The sequence below is a fragment of the Marinobacter sp. DS40M6 genome (assembly GCF_028581595.1).
Taxonomy (GTDB): Bacteria; Pseudomonadota; Gammaproteobacteria; order Pseudomonadales; family Oleiphilaceae; genus Marinobacter; species Marinobacter salarius.
The window spans coordinates 519,018-534,459 of record NZ_JAFCAE010000002.1 but is presented as its reverse complement, the minus strand read 5'-3'; the positions used below and the strand labels follow the sequence as shown (position 1 = coordinate 534,459).

The following is a 15,442-nucleotide window of genomic DNA, read 5'->3' as shown; positions in this document are numbered from 1 at the left end:
CCGGTAGAATCTCGCGTCTGATTTTGATCGCATTCATTTTTCGAGCGAGAGTAAGGATTTCATGGAAATCAATCCCATTGTTACGAAGATAAAAGACCTTCGTGAGCGCACTGAAGCGCTCAGGGGGTATCTTTGACTACGATCAGCGTAGTGAAAGACTGACTGAAGTTGAGCGTGAGTTGGAAGTGCCCTCCGTATGGGAAGATCCAGAGCGGGCGCAGGCGCTGGGCAAGGAACGCTCCGATCTTGAATTGATTGTTCGTACCATCGACAACCTCACCTCCGGCCTTGAAGATGCCGAAGGTCTGCTCGAAATTGCGGACGAGGAAGAGGACGAGGGCACGGCCGCGGAGATCGAAGCCGATCTGGCCGGGCTTGATAAAGAGCTCGAGAAGCTCGAATTCCGCCGCATGTTCTCCGGCGAGATGGATGCCAACAACGCCTACCTGGACATTCAGGCCGGCTCCGGCGGTACTGAGGCCCAGGACTGGGGCAATATGCTGTTGCGCATGTACCTGCGTTGGGCTGAGCGCCGTGGCTTCAAGGCCGAGATCGTCGAATTGCAGGAAGGCGATGTGGCTGGTATCAAGAGTGCGACCATCCACATCCAGGGCGACTATGCGTTTGGTTGGTTGCGCACGGAAACCGGTGTGCATCGTCTGGTGCGAAAGTCGCCGTTTGATTCCGGCAACCGCCGTCACACGTCGTTCTCATCCGTCTTTGTCTCACCGGAAGTGGACGACAGCTTCGAGATTGAAATCAATCCGGCAGACCTTCGTGTCGACGTCTATCGCGCCTCGGGTGCGGGTGGTCAGCACGTAAACCGGACCGAATCTGCTGTGCGTCTGACTCACAATCCCACTGGTATTGTCGTGGCCTGTCAGGCTGGCCGAAGCCAGCATCAGAACAAAGACCAGGCCATGAAACAGCTGAAAGCGAAGCTGTTTGAGCGTGAGATGCAGGAGCGTAACGCCGAGAAACAGAAGGCTGAGGATGCCAAGGCGGATATCGGCTGGGGCAGCCAGATCCGCTCCTACGTGCTGGACGACAGCCGTATCAAGGACTTACGCACCAAGGTGGAAACCAGCAATACCCAGTCGGTGCTGGACGGTGACATCGACAAGTTCATCGAAGCCAGCCTGAAGATGGCGCTGTAAACAGCGCCTTTGCCATGCTAACCCGGACAATTCCCGATTTTGCGAGCCAACATGACTGAACACACCCCGAATGCACAGCCAGAGGACAACAAGCTGATTGCCGAGCGTCGCGCCAAGTTGGCGGAGATGCGTGATCAGGGCAATGCCTTTCCCAACAACTTCCGTCGCGACGCCACCGCGGCCGAGCTTTTGGCCAAATATGGCGACAAGAGCAAGGAAGAGCTGGCTGAGATGGGCATTCAGGTGGCTGTTGCCGGCCGCATGATGCTTGATCGTAAAGCATTCAAAGTGGTTCAGGATATGACGGGCCGCATTCAGATCTACGCCTCAAAAGATGTCCAGAAAGACACCAAGCACTGGGATCTGGGCGATATCGTGGGGGTGCGGGGTATTCTGTGTAAGTCAGGCAAGGGTGACCTCTATGTAAGCATGGACGAGTACACGCTGTTGACCAAGTCGCTGCGTCCATTGCCGGAGAAACACAAGGGGCTGACCGACACGGAAGCCCGGTATCGTCACCGCTACGTTGACCTGATGGTGAACGAAGACAGTCGCCGTGTGTTCTATGCACGTTCGAAGATTATCAGCGTCATGCGTCAGTACTTCACCGACCGAGACTTCATGGAAGTCGAAACCCCGATGTTGCAGGTGATTCCTGGTGGTGCCACGGCGCGTCCGTTCGTGACTCACCACAACGCCCTGGGTATCGACATGTACCTGCGTATTGCTCCGGAGCTGTTCCTCAAGCGCCTGGTGGTCGGTGGTTTCGAGCGGGTATTCGAAATCAACCGCAACTTCCGTAACGAAGGGCTTTCCACCCGTCATAACCCGGAATTCACCATGGTGGAGTTCTATCAGGCCTATGCCGATTACAACGACCTGATGGACCTGACCGAAGACATGCTGCGCACCATTGCCCAGAAAGTACTCGGTACCACCACGGTGGTGAACACCCGTACCCTGTCCGATGGCGAAGAAGAAATCATTGAGTACGACTTCGGCAAGCCTTTCGAGCGCCTGACCGTGGTGGACGCCATCCTGCGATACAACCCCGATATCAAAGCCGAACAACTGGCCGATGAAACCAGTGCTCGACAGGTGGCGAAGGATCTGGGCATTCACCTTAAAGAAGGCTGGGGACTGGGCAAGGTGCAGATCGAAATCTTTGAAGCGACTGCTGAGCATCGCCTGATGCAGCCCACATTCATTACCGATTACCCGAAAGAAGTGTCACCGCTGGCCCGCTGCAAGGACAACGATACGTTCGTCACTGAGCGTTTCGAATTCTTCGTGGGTGGCCGCGAGATTGCCAACGGATTCTCCGAGCTGAACGACGCGGAAGACCAGGCTGAGCGCTTCCAGGATCAGGTGGCCGAGAAAGACGCCGGCGACGACGAAGCCATGTTCTACGACGAAGACTACGTCATGGCGCTGGAATATGGCCTGCCACCAACCGCAGGTGAAGGCATTGGCATCGACCGTCTGGCCATGCTTCTGACGGATTCCGCCTCGATTCGCGATGTCATCCTGTTCCCCGCCATGCGCCCGGAGCACAAGGCTGAAACGAAGAAAGACGAGGGCTGAACATGCAGCCGGTGGAGATACTGGCAAGCCAGCTAAAATCAGGGCGAGGTTGGACGGAGCACCTTGGTGACGAATTCCGTCAGCCCTACATGCAGCAGCTGGCTGAATTCCTCGCGGCGGAAGAGCAGGCGGGAAAGACCTTGTTCCCCGCCAGCCAGCATTGCTTCAACGCCCTGAACAGCACACCGCTGGATAAGGTGCGCGTGGTTATTCTCGGCCAGGACCCCTACCACGGTCCCGGCCAGGCCCACGGCCTGTGCTTCTCCGTGCGCCCGCACGTGGCCACGCCGCCGTCGTTGGTCAACATCTTCAAAGAAATCCACGCCGACCTCGGCATTCAGCCCCCAGACCACGGCTGTCTGCAACCCTGGGCGGAGCAGGGCGTGCTCCTTCTCAACAGCGTTCTCACCGTTGTCCAGAGCCAGGCTGGCGCCCACCAGGGCAAAGGCTGGGAAACCTTCACCGACCGCGTCATCGAAACCATTAACCGCGAGCGTGAAGGGGTGGTGTTTCTACTCTGGGGAAGCTACGCCAAGAAAAAAGGCCAGCACATCGACCGAAGCAAGCATCTGGTACTGGACGGGCCACATCCATCGCCGTTAAGCGCCTACCGCGGCTTCTTCGGCTGCAAGCATTTTTCCCGGGCCAACGAGTGGTTACAGCAGAAGGGCCTGCCGACCGTTGATTGGTCTTTGCCAAACAAATCGCAGCTACTGGAACAATACGGTAAGAGCCAATCCTGAAAAAATGAAGCGGCCCGAAAGAGCGGCCCGCAACTGTATTGATCGGCCGGAGGTGGGGGTATTTTCTCTGACAGGAAAAGGTGTCCGAGCGAAGCGAGTTCTTTTCCCGAAGAAAAATACCCCCACCTTCGGCCAGCCCCCAAACCTACTGAAGAAGCGCCATAGCAGCTTCCATCTGCGCATTCAGGTCCTCTTCCTCGCTCATATCCACCTCAGGATCCAACCCAAGACGATCAAACGCCGAAATCGTCTTCCAGTCCACCTCCGTCCAGGGATGATCTGTCCCGGCAATCAACTGCAGATTGGCAATCATCACCAGATCCGCATAATCCGCTGCCGGCACCTCACGATGCAGGTTCGCGTATTCCAGAGGCACATTCTGAAGTTCTTTCGGGAAATCCCATTTCTGCAGAATCGTCGCCCCGATACGCGGATGAATCTCATCAATCACATTGTCCAGCATGATGCTACTGATCTGAATATCCCGGTCTTCCACATAGCGCAGAATCGGCAACACCCCGATGAGGTGAACCAACCCGGCCAGGGTGGCCTGGTCTGCCTTGAGATTGGTGTAATGCTGTGCCAGCACATGGCACACCCCGGCCACCTCAGTGCTCTTTTGCCAGGTGGCACGCAGGCGCTTGTCGATCATGTCCGAAGTGGCCTGGAACATCTGCTCCATGGCAAGACCCATCGCCAGGTTGCTGGTATAAGCCATGCCCAGGCGACCAACCGCCATATTCAAGTTCTCAATCGCCCGGCTGCCGCGAAATAGCGGGCTGTTGCAGACTCGAATGATACGGGCTGACAGGGCCGTGTCGTTGCTGATGACCTTCACCAGGTCAATAATGGCCGAGTCCTCGTTTTCTGCGATGTCGCGTACCTGAAGCGCAACTTCCGGAAGTGTCGGAAGTACCAGTTTGTCGTTTTCAATAGCGTCGGTCAGGTCGGTTTTTATGGTTTCTACAATGTTGGACATAGTCAGTTTGAATCCGCCTGTTAAGTGTCACCTGGCCGGCAGGAACGTCCGGAAAGGCTAATATGTTCATGTATATGACGTACTTTATAGCAAATTATCGGGATTCTTCCTGTCAACTTATGTATCAGGCGTGTCGGTTTTTTCACGCTCCGGAACAGAATACGGCAAGGGGCGCAGTGACAGAACCGCGTCGGAGGCGCTCTCGGGTACCAGTGATTTCTCCGCCGCATCGTGGCGCACAACGGCCAGAATCTCCGAGTGTCCGTGAGAGAAACCAACAGAATTCACGACATTTCCCACTGACCGATCTCCGTCCAGCAGCGACTCACCGGGGGCAGGCAGGGTGCCGGCATCGCTGCAGGTATACCGGAAAAGGCTTTTTTTGAGTTGCCCCAGGAAGTGCATGCGCGCGATCACTTCCTGCCCGGTGTAGCAGCCTTTCTTGAAGTGGATGCCTCCAACATGCTGCCAGTTCAGCATTTGCGGCACGAAGCTCTCCGTGGTGGCGGCCGTGAGCGATGCTACGCCGGCAGCAATTTCGGAAGCCTGCCAATCGGCGAGGGGGGCTGCAGGAATGTCCGCCAGAGCCTGTTGTAGCGATGTGTCCAGATCACCCGTTTGCCAGAGTTCATAGCGAGCCATGCCCTCGGCGGTGTCCATCGTACGTATCACGTGGCCTCCGTTGATTTTCACGGAATCGCCTGCGACTGCCAGTGCACCGGTGCCTTCTGGCAGCAGTTTTTCTACTGCGGCATCGCCCAGAAGTCCGATGATCCGAGCGTCCGACTCTACCTCCATTGACGTACCACGGAACAACATCAGGTACTTGCGCAAATGAGTCACCGTGCCGTCGGAGAGATCCGCTGGCAGCTCCATCAATATGTCATCACCATCCCTCACCAACCGGGTCAGGCAATAGGCGCGCCCCTTGGGTGTACAGGCTGCCGCTCTTGGCGAATGACCCTGGGTGACATCGTCGATCTGCTGGCTGAACTGCCCCTGCAGGAACTTGTCAGTGCCTGGCCCGGATATTCGAACCATGACACGGTCAGAGATGAAAACGCAGCGGGGCTGGGGAAGCGGATGGTTGGCCAACGGACTTTCGATGTCTGACATGAAACACTCCAGAATCAGTGGATTTCCTGCGTTTGGCGACCAGATGCCTTGCTGCCAGAGGTCGGGCCCAGGCGAAGCCAGACCCGCAAACGGCGGAATGCATCGGAAGGGATGTTGCGAAACCGCGGCGTAACGGCAACCAGGACAACAGGATATGTACACGATATGGTGCCGGAATGCTGCAGTTTCAAGATCGCAAAGTGGGCACCCAGACGACTTTCGTCCGCAACCTGGACAGCGCGGTCCTGCCCAGAGCGAAGGCGCACGTATAATTGCTCGCCCTCAACCCGTAGTTCGGTTACGGCTTCCGGACCGACCAGCAAGCCGGTTCGGCGATACTGGAAAACCGCACCCACGAGTGAGGGGATAGCCAGCACCAGAAGGAGGGGGCTGAACTCACTGGCTACGGCGGATACGAACAGGGTCAGCGCCAGCCAGGGCAGGGCGCACAGTAACCCGACAGCGTGGGATGGAATCAGTGCCAGTTCAATCCGGCTGGACACGGTTCAGTATGAGGTCAACGATGCGTTGCAGGTCGGGATCTTCCGGGCGGCTGCGCTGCATGAACCACTCGAACATATCGGTGTCCTCGCAGTTGATCAGCTTTTGGTACCGTGCCTGGTCCTCAGCGGGAAGATCTCGATAGGCGTTCTCAAGGAATGGGATCAGCAAAACGTCCAGTTCAAGCATGCCGCGGCGGCTGTGCCAGTAGAGGCGGTTGAATTCAGTATTGTCAGACATTGATTCTCTCAGTTAACCAGTGGGCATTGGAGTGGACCGAGCCATTTCCTTCAGGGAGACGACCGTCGGTAAGTGGTGGGAACCAGTACAGTATCCCTTGCCTCGTGGAGTAGTCCGGGGAAATCCAGTGTGTAGTGCAGGCCGCGACTTTCCCGGCGCTGCAACGCGGAACAGATAATCAGGTCCGCCACGGTCACCAGGTTGCGCAGCTCAAGCAGGTCGTTCGAGACGCGGTAGTTGCTGTAGAACTCGCCAATTTCCCGTTCCAGCAGATCAATCCGGTGCTTGGCTCTCTGCAGGCGTTTGGTCGTACGAACGATGCCAACATAGTCCCACATGAAATGCCGCAGTTCGTCCCAGTTGTGGGAGATTACCACGTCTTCGTCGGAATCCCTTACCTGGCTTTCGTCCCAGTCCGGTGCTTGGGGTGGTGCGGGAATGTCCGATTCCCGTCGCGCTATATCCGCAGCGGCGGCACGGCCGTAGACCAGGCATTCAAGCAGGGAGTTGCTGGCCATGCGATTGGCGCCATGCAGACCGGTAAACGCGGCCTCGCCGACAACATAGAGCTGGTTGATGTCGGTGCGGGCGCGTTCGTCACTGAGTATGCCGCCACAGGTGTAGTGCGCGGCGGGTACCACCGGGATCGGTTCTTTGGTGATATCAATCCCGAACGTCAGGCATTTTTCGCGAATGGTTGGGAAATGCTGTTTGATGAACTCGGCCGGTTTATGGCTGATGTCCAGGTATAGATGATCAGCACCCAGCCGTTTCATTTCGTGGTCGATGGCGCGGGCCACGATATCCCGGGGCGCCAGCTCGCCTCGATCATCGAAGCGATCCATAAAGCGGGAGCCGTCCGGAAGCTTCAGCACACCGCCTTCACCCCTCACTGCCTCGGTAATCAGGAACGACTTGGCATGTGGGTGGTACAGGCACGTGGGGTGGAACTGGTTGAATTCCATATTGCCGACCCGGCAGCCGGCGCGCCAGGCCATGGCTATACCGTCTCCCGAAGCTCCGTCCGGGTTGGTGGTATAGCGATACGCCTTGCTGGCGCCGCCCGTGGCGAGGATAGTGAACCGGGCCCGGAACAGTTCGACATGGTTGTCTTCCAGGTTCAGTATGTAGGCGCCTACGCACGCGTTTCCAGGCAATGCCAGCTTGCGATTGGTGATCAGGTCTACGGCAACCCTGCGGGACATCAGGGTAATGTTGGGGCGCGCCTGGGCCTGGGACGTCAGGGTGGTGGAAACAGCGTGGCCGGTGGCATCGGCCGCGTGGATAATGCGGCGGTGGCTATGCCCGCCCTCCCGTGTCAGGTGGTACTGGGACTGGTCATCGCGGGTAAAGGTGACGCCGCTGTCGATCAGCCAGTTGATGCTCTCGCGGCCATGCTCAACCGTAAACCGGACAGCATCCTCGTGGCAGAGGCCGCCCCCGGCGTTGAGGGTGTCGCTGACGTGATTCTCAAGAGAGTCGTCGTCATCCAGCACGGCGGCAATGCCGCCCTGGGCCCAGAGTGTTGCGCCGCTGCTGATATCGGCCTTGCTGATGACGGCGATCTGCAGGTGCTCGGGCAAATTCAGGGCAACAGTGAGGCCGGCAGCACCGCTGCCGACAATCAGGACATCGAATTCGTAGGACTGTGGCATCGGGTCGTAATCGCGGGCCATAATGTGGATGTGTATTGAACTAAACTTTGCGCTCGCTGTCTATTTGGCCTGACGGGGTGCTCCCGGATAAAAGGGGGCATTGTAGACTCATCGGATGCCGGACAGCAGCATGATTCCATTGAATAGCAGGCAAGTGGGCCAGACGGTCGAACGCTATGGCAACTCCGGCACTCCGTCCATGAATGCGGATACAGAAAGACACAAGGAAGACGGCAGCGAAAGCCAGACAGACCTTCAGCTGGTAAGAAAGGTCCGTCATGGTGATCGGCCCGCCTTTGATCTTCTGGTTGTCAAATATCAGTCCAGGGTTGCGTCGATTATCAGTCGTTATGTCTACGACAGCCAGGAGGTGATGGACCTTACCCAGGAAACCTTCGTCAAGGCGTACCGGGCGATTGACCGTTTTCGGGGAGACAGCGCGTTCTACACCTGGCTGTACCGTATAGCCGTGAATACGGCCAAGAATTTTCTTGAGTCCCGCGGGCGTCGTCCGCAAGGCAGTGCCGACGCGGGGGAAGCCGAGAATTACGACGACGGTTCAAGACTCAGGGACAATGCGTCACCGGAGAAACTGTTGCAGCGGGATCAGTTGCAGAGCGCGCTCAGGGTGGCGATATCAAACTTGCCGGAGGAGCTTCGATCTGCGTTTTTGCTCAGGGAGTACGATGGGCTGAGTTACGAAGACATCGCCGGTATTCTCGAGTGCCCCATCGGCACGGTAAGGTCACGAATATTCAGGGCACGGGATGCAGTGGATCGCCACCTGGGCCCTTTGTTAAATGATTCCCGGACGTAATGAGGTTGCATCCTATGGATGATCGTCTCAAAGAAACGCTGTCGGCAATGATGGATGACGAGGCAGACGAATTGTCAGTTCGCAGACTGCTGTCACACGCTGAGCAGGATCAGGTTCGTTCGCAGTGGCAGCGTTGGCAGCAGGTGCGGGATCTCATGCATCAGGGCAGCGTGGCACCGGAGGCTGTGGATGTCAGTGCTGGGGTCAGGGATGTTCTGGATGGCAGCGGTGCGGTATCGCCTGCCGCGACAGTCGGCTCGATGCCCCGCCGGGACAAAAACTGGCATTGGCCAGCGGTTGCGATGGTCACACTGGCAGCGGTGATTGGTTTTGGCGCCGGTGCTGGTTGGGAGTCCGCCGAAGATGGTGGAGCGATTGCAGCCGCGGGCGTTTCAGAAGAACAGGATCGGCAGGAGTCGGCGGTCGAGCCGGTGCCGGAGGTGGCATTGCAAGGACTTGATGAAGAGCAATGGGAACATCTTAGCCGCTATCTTCTTGAGCACGCCCAACATAACAGCGTAGGAGCCGGTCGAGGCTCCGTTGGCTATGCGCGTGTCGTTAGCGCGTCCGGACCAGGGTATTGACGTTTCATGTTTGCAGGACACTGGCTGGAGTTAAACGGCTGATGGGCAGAATCGCAATGGCAATCCAGAGTCGATTCCCTGGTGCAATCAGGCACGGGCTGGTCATGTTGACGTTGCTCACCGTTCTGACAGGGCAAGTGTCTGCCGAGACGGCGGAGAGCGCCGGGAAGAATGAACAGAGCGCCGAATATTGGCTCAACCGTCTTGGTCCTGCCCTCAACATGACGTCCTATCGCGGCGTCTTTGTGTATGCCCGGGGTGATCAGGTCAGTTCGATGCAGATTGCGCACCGGTATCGGGATGGCATGGTGGAAGAGCGGCTGGTTCTGCAGGACGGAGCCAGCGGTGAGATCGTGCGAAAGGGGATGCGGGTTGTCTGTGTGCTTCCTGACCATGGGCGCATCCAGTTGGATCAGGTTATTCCGTCGGGTCCTTTTGCCGAGGCATTTTCCCATCAGTTGATGCCGGTCAGTCAATGGTATCAGCCAGAGCTGGTGGGCGATGATCGTATTGCTGGTTACGATGTGGTCAAGCTCGGGCTCAGGGCGAGGGATGATCTTCGATACAGTCACCAGTTATGGCTGGAAAAATCCACCGGTCTGTTGGTGAAGAGCCATGTGCGTTCCGTCGGCGGTGAGGTGCTTGAGCATTTTCAGTTCACCAGCCTTGAAATAACGGACTCTCTCCCGGATAGCGAATTTATCGTGCAAACGGAGGGAGAGGCCATCAAACGGGAATTGAAACCGGAACAGACGTCGTCTCCCGCGGCACGGATGGATGGTTGGACGCTCGAGTGGCGCCCGGATGGTTTTGTTCCCGCCGCTGCCCCGCGATCAGGCAAAGGGCAGGCAGTGGCGTTCTCGGATGGGCTGGCAGCCTTTTCTGTGTTTGTCGAACCAGCACGGAAGATGGTGATGCCCACCGGCGCTTCGCGAATTGGCGCCACCACGGTGTACATGAAACAGCTCAGTGTGGATGACATCGCGTTTTTCGTGACTGTGGTTGGGGAAGTTCCACCGACGACGGCCCGTAAGGTGGCCGAATCAGTGACGATTGACGATACCCTGGCGTTCGGCGGAGGCCGGAAATGATTACGGAAACCGGGAGGGTTGTCGGTGTTGCCGGCGACCGGGTATGGGTGCAGACGATTCGCACCAGCGCCTGTGAAAGTTGCTCGGCTCGTCATGGCTGTGGCCAGCGTGCACTGGCCGGTGTTTCAGGAGGCAGGGCCAATCAGGTTCTGGTGGCCAACAGCCTTGGTGCCGAGGTGGGTGATGAGGTGACGGTGGCCATTGATGAGTCCGCGCTGCTTGGTGCTTCCCTGCTTGTTTACGCCCTGCCATTGGTGTCGATGGTGGCCGGGGCTGTTTTGGGGCACCAGTTGTCGGCAGGCCACGCGGCCAGTGAGGCCGTCGCCATGATGGGTGCTGCGGCGGGACTTGCCCTGGGCTTCCTGGCCGCTCGCAGGGGGCAGTCACGTAAAGCGGGAACCTGGGAGCCGACACTGGTGGAGGTCAGGCAGGGGGTGGTCGCTTCCCCGGAATGATGTTCCAACAGGCTCTGTTGAAATTATCGGCTTTGACCGCACATTGAGTTTATAACGTCCGCTGAACAGGGGGTCTTTAATGCCTGAAGTAAAGAACGATCAAGACATGCTGCGCCGGCCTCAGCGCCAGGGTTCCATTGTGTTCGTCTGGTATCTTTTGTGTCTTCTTGTTCCCTTGTCTCTGGCTCAGTCTGTCTCAGCTCGCAGTCTCCCTGACTTTACCGAGTTGGTCGAAGAGAACTCGAATGCTGTGGTCAACATCAGTACAACGACCGAGCCCAAGTCAGCGAATCGTGGCCGCTCAAACGGTCTCCCTTTTAACGATCGACAGCTTGAGCAGTTACCGGAGTTTTTCCAGGATTTCTTCCGCGGTCCCCAGTCACCGTTTGGCGGCAGCCCTGGTGGTTCAGCCCCGCGTCAGTCCATGGGGTCCGGGTTTATCGTTTCCAGTGATGGCTATGTGTTGACCAATAACCATGTGGTGGAAGGGGCCGACGAGATCATTGTGCGCCTGAATGACCGTCGGGAATTGCCTGCCAAACTGATTGGCACCGACCCACGTTCGGACATGGCGGTTCTGAAGATTGAGGGCGGCGACGACTTGCCTGTGGTGCGGGTCGGGCGCTCCAATGACCTGAAAGTGGGTGAGTGGGTCCTGGCTATCGGCTCGCCCTTTGGTTTTGATTACACCGTAACAGCGGGCATTGTCAGCGCCCTGGGCCGTTCACTGCCATCGGAAAACTACGTTCCGTTTATCCAGACTGACGTTGCTATCAACCCGGGTAACTCCGGCGGGCCACTGTTTAACCTGGACGGCGAGGTTGTGGGTATTAACTCCCAGATCTACACCCGCTCGGGTGGATTCATGGGGGTGTCCTTTGCAATCCCCATTGATGATGCCATGAATGTGTTCCGGCAGCTTCGGGACGATGGATCGGTGTCCCGTGGCTGGCTGGGTGTGCTGATACAGGAGGTTAATCGAGATCTGGCGGAGTCATTTGGCCTTAAGCGTCCTCGAGGCGCCCTGGTTGCAGAAGTGATGGCGGGCTCGCCTGCCGAGAAAGCGGGATTGCAGGCGGGTGATATTGTGCTCGAGTACGAGGGCGAGGACGTGACGTTGTCTTCGGATCTGCCGCCGATGGTAGGCCGTACGCCGGTCGGTGAAACGGCCACCATGGAAGTAATGAGGGAAGGCCGGCAGATTACACTGGACGTTGAAATCGGCAAACTGCCGGAAGAGGGTTCGGAGCAGGCCTCCGCTCCGGCGTCCAGCAACAACGGCCCATCATCGGCGCCATTGGGGATGACGGTTGAGCCTCTGCCAACTGAGCTTCAGGAGTCGCTGGGGATATCTGGGGGCGTGCTTGTGGCAGAGGTTGCCCGCGGGCCAGCGCTTGATGCGGGTATCCGTCCACGGGATGTGATCACCGAGCTGAACCGCCGCAAAGTCACCTCTGTGGAGGATTTCCGCGAAGCGGTATCCTCCTTGCCAGACGACAGCGCCGTCTCGGTGCGCGTTGTTCGCCAGGGGCGGGCCACTTATCTGGTGATGAAGCCCTGACGGTTGATCCGCCGGATCGGCGGACACAAAATGGTACAAAACTGAGAGCCCTGCTGGGGGTCGTTTAAACGACAGCCAGTGGGGCTTTTGTTATACTTCCCAAAATAATCAGATTACTGGCCACGGATCGGACCTGCACGAGAATGATGAACAGAAAGGAACTTCCCCTCCGGAAACTGCTCCAGCTGCGCTACTCGTGGGCAGCATGGCTAGTGCTGATTGCATCTCTCGCTGTCACCGTCCTGTTATGGCAAGTTTCCATTCGCCTGGTCGAAGACCGTACCGAAGCCCGTTTCAAAACACAGTCACTACAGCTGCGAACTGCTATTGAAGAGCGCCTGCTGAATTATGAGCAGGTATTGGCCGGCAGTGCGGGCCTGTTTGCCGTTGCCGGTGAAGTGGATAGGGACGATTGGCGTGAATACGTCGACAATGTGGATATCAACCGGTATTACCCGGGCATCCAGGGTATTGGCTACGTGAAAAGAATAGGTGTCCGCCAGATGGCGGACCACATCGCGTCGGTCAGGAAAGATGGTGTCCTCAATTACCTCGTGACGCCTCTTGGTACCGGGCCGGATTACTACCCCATGGTGTATCTGGAGCCCGGAACAGAGCGGAATCGCAAGGCACTTGGTTACGACGCCTTCAGTGATCCTGTGCACCGGCATGCCATGGCGAGGGCACGGGACCATGCCGAGCCAAAAGTGACGGGTAAAGTCGTGCTGGTTCAGGAGGAAGTGGCGGAGGATCAGGCTGGCTTCCTGATGTATTACCCTGTTTACCAGGGTGGGGAAATACCTGAAAGTCGTGTTGAGCGGCAGATGATGCTCGCCGGTTATGTGTTCAGTGCCTTTCGGATGAACACCCTGCTCGATGGCATCGTCGGCCTGATCTCGCCATTCCTGGACGTGAAAATATACGACAGCGGGGAGGTGTCACGGGATACGCAGATGTATGGGTCAAACCTGGGCTCCCTGGATGAGGATTTCAGTTTTGAAATGAGTCAGACCATTACCCACGGTGGGCGCGACTGGTTGCTGCAAACCCGTTCCACACCGGCGTTTGACTACTTGGCGTCTGATCCGCGACCGCCCATCGTTCTCGGTTCCGGTATTGTTATCAGTCTGCTGATGTTCCTGTTCGTGTTGACCATGATTCGCGGCCGGATCATGGCGCAGATTGGCGCGGGTCGCTACCGGGCTATTACCGAAGGTGCCGCGAACGTGACTCTTGTGCTGGATCGCGATGGCACGCCGCGTTACGCCAGTCCGTCCAGTCACGACATTTTGGGCTTCGATCCCGACAAGGTTTATGGTCTGGAGTTGGCCTCCCTGGTGCATGCCGAGGATTGGCCGCAGTTAAAGTCCGGGTTTGATGAAGCGGTCAAATCACCTGGGAAGCAGATGCCGGTGATCCGTGGTCGTATACGCGATGCGCAAGGTCAGTGGCGGGATATGGAAGGCACGTTCACAGCCATGCTGACGGTGCCCGGCGTGAATGGGGTGGTGTTGAGCCTCCGTGACCTGACCCAGCTGAAAGCCGCACAGACGGAGCTGCATCGCCTGGCGTTCTACGATCCGCTGACCGGGCTTGCCAATCGCCAGTTGTTCCGTGACCGGCTTAACCATGTGGTGCGCAGAAGTCGTCGCACCGAAGAGCCGGCCGCCCTGATGTTCCTGGATCTTGACGGCTTCAAACGTATCAACGATACCCTCGGCCACGATAGTGGCGACGAACTGCTGAAGCAGGTTTCCCAGTGGTTATCCGGCTGCGTGCGGGAGGAAGATTCGGTGGCCCGGCTGGGTGGCGACGAGTTCGTGGTGCTGTTGTCACGAATCAGCGGTCCCGATGACGCTGGCAAGGTTGCCGAAGCCATACTGCGGAGGCTGTGCCAGCGAATTCGTCTCAACGATCACGAAGTGGGGGTTACCGTCAGTATCGGTATTACCATGATCCCTCACGACAGTGAGGACCCTGGTACGCTGATGAAATACGCCGACCTGGCCATGTACCGGGCCAAGGAGTTAGGGCGCAACACCTACCAGTTCTTTACCCCGGCCATGAACATCAAGGCCGCCAGGCGGCTGCTTCAGCAGGAAGAACTGGCGACCGCACTGGAAGGCGATCGGTTTGTGCTGCATTACCAGCCCAAGGTGGATCTCGAGAGTGAGCGGGTGATTGGCGTCGAGGCTTTCCTGCGCTGGCACCACCCCGAGAAGGGGCTGGTCAGTGCCCAGCAATTCATTACCCTGGCCGAGGAAACGGGCCTGATCATACGCCTTGGCGAGCTGGCGCTGAGGCAGGCCTGTATCCAGGTTCAGGCCCTCGAACGGGCTGGGTTTGAATCGTTGAAAATGGCGGTCAACCTGTCCGTTCGCCAACTGACGGATTCCGGGTTTCTGGATATGATGCGCCAGGTCATTACCGAAACGGGGGTGTCGCCAGAGCGGCTTGAACTTGAAATGCCAGCGGAGCTTCTGAATGAAGACCCGCGCATGCTGAGAGAGCTCCTTGTGTCGCTGCACGACATGGGTGTCTGCCTGATCCTGGATGATTTTGGCACCGGTTCCTGTTCTCTGGTGGCGCTCCAGCAGTTGCCATTGGACGTTATCAAGATTGACCATCGTTTTATTCGCGACATCCCGTACAACGTCAGTGCAACCGATGTTGCCTCGGCGGTGATCGCACTGGCCAGAAAGTTACACTTGACCGTTGTTGCCGAGGGTGTGGAAACGCCTCAGCAGTTGAGCTTCCTCAAAAGCGCCGGTTGCGCCCAGTGTCAGGGCAACCTGTTCAGTTACCCGCTGGACGAGGATGCGCTTATCGGCTTCCTTATTCGGCAATATGAACGGCCGCTGATCTCCTGATCATGGCAATAGCGGCCGGTAACCGGTAAAATCACGCCGTCGCCGGACTCCGGCAACGGCCCTTCCGGGCTCAATCCTTCGTCTTTTGC

At 57.7% G+C, this 15,442-nt stretch carries 14 protein-coding genes; 9 read left to right on the top strand and 5 right to left on the bottom strand.

Translation table 11 applies throughout. The features are described 5' to 3' along the window. Positions 1 to 61 precede the first annotated feature (61 nt). The 3 genes from prfB (at position 62) to ung (ending at position 3,484) form a co-directional block, all read left to right on the top strand. A protein-coding gene (gene prfB / locus JJO78_RS06510; RefSeq protein ID WP_126810486.1) for a peptide chain release factor 2 occupies positions 62 to 1,157 on the top strand; the annotation gives its coding sequence in 2 pieces (ribosomal slippage) (positions 62 to 133 and positions 135 to 1,157; 1,095 coding nt in all). A 51-nt stretch (positions 1,158 to 1,208) separates the two neighbouring features. Further along, positions 1,209 to 2,741: a lysine--tRNA ligase gene (gene lysS, locus JJO78_RS06505; protein WP_075195984.1), complete on the top strand. Its 1,533-nt coding sequence runs from the start codon at positions 1,209 to 1,211 to the stop codon at positions 2,739 to 2,741. A gap of 2 nt (positions 2,742 to 2,743) precedes the next feature. Next, positions 2,744 to 3,484, top strand: a complete 741-nt coding sequence (gene ung / locus JJO78_RS06500; RefSeq protein WP_036204167.1) for a uracil-DNA glycosylase — start codon at positions 2,744 to 2,746, stop codon at positions 3,482 to 3,484. Between the two features lie 145 nt (positions 3,485 to 3,629). Here ung and JJO78_RS06495 read toward each other — a convergent pair whose 3' ends face one another. The 5 genes from JJO78_RS06495 to nadB all read right to left on the bottom strand — a co-directional run bounded on the left by JJO78_RS06495 (position 3,630) and on the right by nadB (position 7,975). Then, positions 3,630 to 4,463, bottom strand: a complete 834-nt coding sequence (locus JJO78_RS06495; RefSeq protein ID WP_036204169.1) for an HDOD domain-containing protein — start codon at positions 4,461 to 4,463, stop codon at positions 3,630 to 3,632. A gap of 117 nt (positions 4,464 to 4,580) precedes the next feature. Beyond that, positions 4,581 to 5,579, bottom strand: coding sequence for a CAF17-like 4Fe-4S cluster assembly/insertion protein YgfZ (gene ygfZ, locus JJO78_RS06490; protein WP_075195983.1), 999 nt, complete (start codon positions 5,577 to 5,579; stop codon positions 4,581 to 4,583). Positions 5,580 to 5,593: 14 nt separating this feature from the next. Then, positions 5,594 to 6,082: a hypothetical protein gene (locus JJO78_RS06485; protein ID WP_075195982.1), complete on the bottom strand. Its 489-nt coding sequence runs from the start codon at positions 6,080 to 6,082 to the stop codon at positions 5,594 to 5,596. Then, positions 6,066 to 6,320, bottom strand: coding sequence for an FAD assembly factor SdhE (locus JJO78_RS06480; protein WP_007152075.1), 255 nt, complete (start codon positions 6,318 to 6,320; stop codon positions 6,066 to 6,068). The genes JJO78_RS06485 and JJO78_RS06480 overlap by 17 nt, the downstream gene beginning before the upstream one ends. A gap of 50 nt (positions 6,321 to 6,370) precedes the next feature. Continuing rightward, entirely contained in the window at positions 6,371 to 7,975 is a 1,605-nt protein-coding gene (gene nadB, locus JJO78_RS06475) for an L-aspartate oxidase (protein ID WP_177190603.1), read from the bottom strand. 199 nt (positions 7,976 to 8,174) lie between these two features. Between nadB and rpoE the strand changes: the two genes are divergently transcribed. From rpoE to JJO78_RS06445, 6 genes are all read left to right on the top strand, one after another. Further along, positions 8,175 to 8,792, top strand: coding sequence for an RNA polymerase sigma factor RpoE (gene rpoE, locus JJO78_RS06470; protein WP_127402363.1), 618 nt, complete (start codon positions 8,175 to 8,177; stop codon positions 8,790 to 8,792). A gap of 14 nt (positions 8,793 to 8,806) precedes the next feature. After that, the gene (locus JJO78_RS06465; protein ID WP_075195981.1) at positions 8,807 to 9,376 is read left to right on the top strand and encodes a sigma-E factor negative regulatory protein; all 570 of its coding nucleotides are present in this window, start codon (positions 8,807 to 8,809) and stop codon (positions 9,374 to 9,376) included. Between the two features lie 41 nt (positions 9,377 to 9,417). Beyond that, a complete protein-coding gene (locus JJO78_RS06460) occupies positions 9,418 to 10,467 on the top strand; it encodes a MucB/RseB C-terminal domain-containing protein (RefSeq protein WP_227544260.1) in 1,050 nt (349 codons plus the stop codon). Continuing rightward, positions 10,464 to 10,922, top strand: coding sequence for a SoxR reducing system RseC family protein (locus tag JJO78_RS06455; protein WP_036204183.1), 459 nt, complete (start codon positions 10,464 to 10,466; stop codon positions 10,920 to 10,922). The genes JJO78_RS06460 and JJO78_RS06455 overlap by 4 nt, the downstream gene beginning before the upstream one ends. A gap of 106 nt (positions 10,923 to 11,028) precedes the next feature. Continuing rightward, entirely contained in the window at positions 11,029 to 12,483 is a 1,455-nt protein-coding gene (locus JJO78_RS06450) for a DegQ family serine endoprotease (protein WP_083637228.1), read from the top strand. Between the two features lie 143 nt (positions 12,484 to 12,626). After that, on the top strand, positions 12,627 to 15,353 hold the full coding sequence (locus JJO78_RS06445) for a bifunctional diguanylate cyclase/phosphodiesterase (protein ID WP_036204191.1): 2,727 nt from the start codon (positions 12,627 to 12,629) through the stop codon (positions 15,351 to 15,353). Positions 15,354 to 15,442: the final 89 nt, after the last annotated feature.

Excerpts from the sequence above, each read along its gene's own strand:
- lysS (WP_075195984.1), top strand. The coding sequence starts at position 1,209 with ATGACTGAACACACCCCGAATGCACAGCCAGAGGACAACAAGCTGATT.
- ung (WP_036204167.1), top strand. The coding sequence starts at position 2,744 with ATGCAGCCGGTGGAGATACTGGCAAGCCAGCTAAAATCAGGGCGAGGT.
- JJO78_RS06495 (WP_036204169.1), bottom strand. The coding sequence starts at position 4,463 with ATGTCCAACATTGTAGAAACCATAAAAACCGACCTGACCGACGCTATT.
- ygfZ (WP_075195983.1), bottom strand. The coding sequence starts at position 5,579 with ATGTCAGACATCGAAAGTCCGTTGGCCAACCATCCGCTTCCCCAGCCC.
- JJO78_RS06480 (WP_007152075.1), bottom strand. The coding sequence starts at position 6,320 with ATGTCTGACAATACTGAATTCAACCGCCTCTACTGGCACAGCCGCCGC.
- nadB (WP_177190603.1), bottom strand. The coding sequence starts at position 7,975 with ATGCCACAGTCCTACGAATTCGATGTCCTGATTGTCGGCAGCGGTGCT.
- rpoE (WP_127402363.1), top strand. The coding sequence starts at position 8,175 with ATGAATGCGGATACAGAAAGACACAAGGAAGACGGCAGCGAAAGCCAG.
- JJO78_RS06465 (WP_075195981.1), top strand. The coding sequence starts at position 8,807 with ATGGATGATCGTCTCAAAGAAACGCTGTCGGCAATGATGGATGACGAG.
- JJO78_RS06460 (WP_227544260.1), top strand. The coding sequence starts at position 9,418 with ATGGGCAGAATCGCAATGGCAATCCAGAGTCGATTCCCTGGTGCAATC.
- JJO78_RS06455 (WP_036204183.1), top strand. The coding sequence starts at position 10,464 with ATGATTACGGAAACCGGGAGGGTTGTCGGTGTTGCCGGCGACCGGGTA.
- JJO78_RS06450 (WP_083637228.1), top strand. The coding sequence starts at position 11,029 with ATGCTGCGCCGGCCTCAGCGCCAGGGTTCCATTGTGTTCGTCTGGTAT.
- JJO78_RS06445 (WP_036204191.1), top strand. The coding sequence starts at position 12,627 with ATGATGAACAGAAAGGAACTTCCCCTCCGGAAACTGCTCCAGCTGCGC.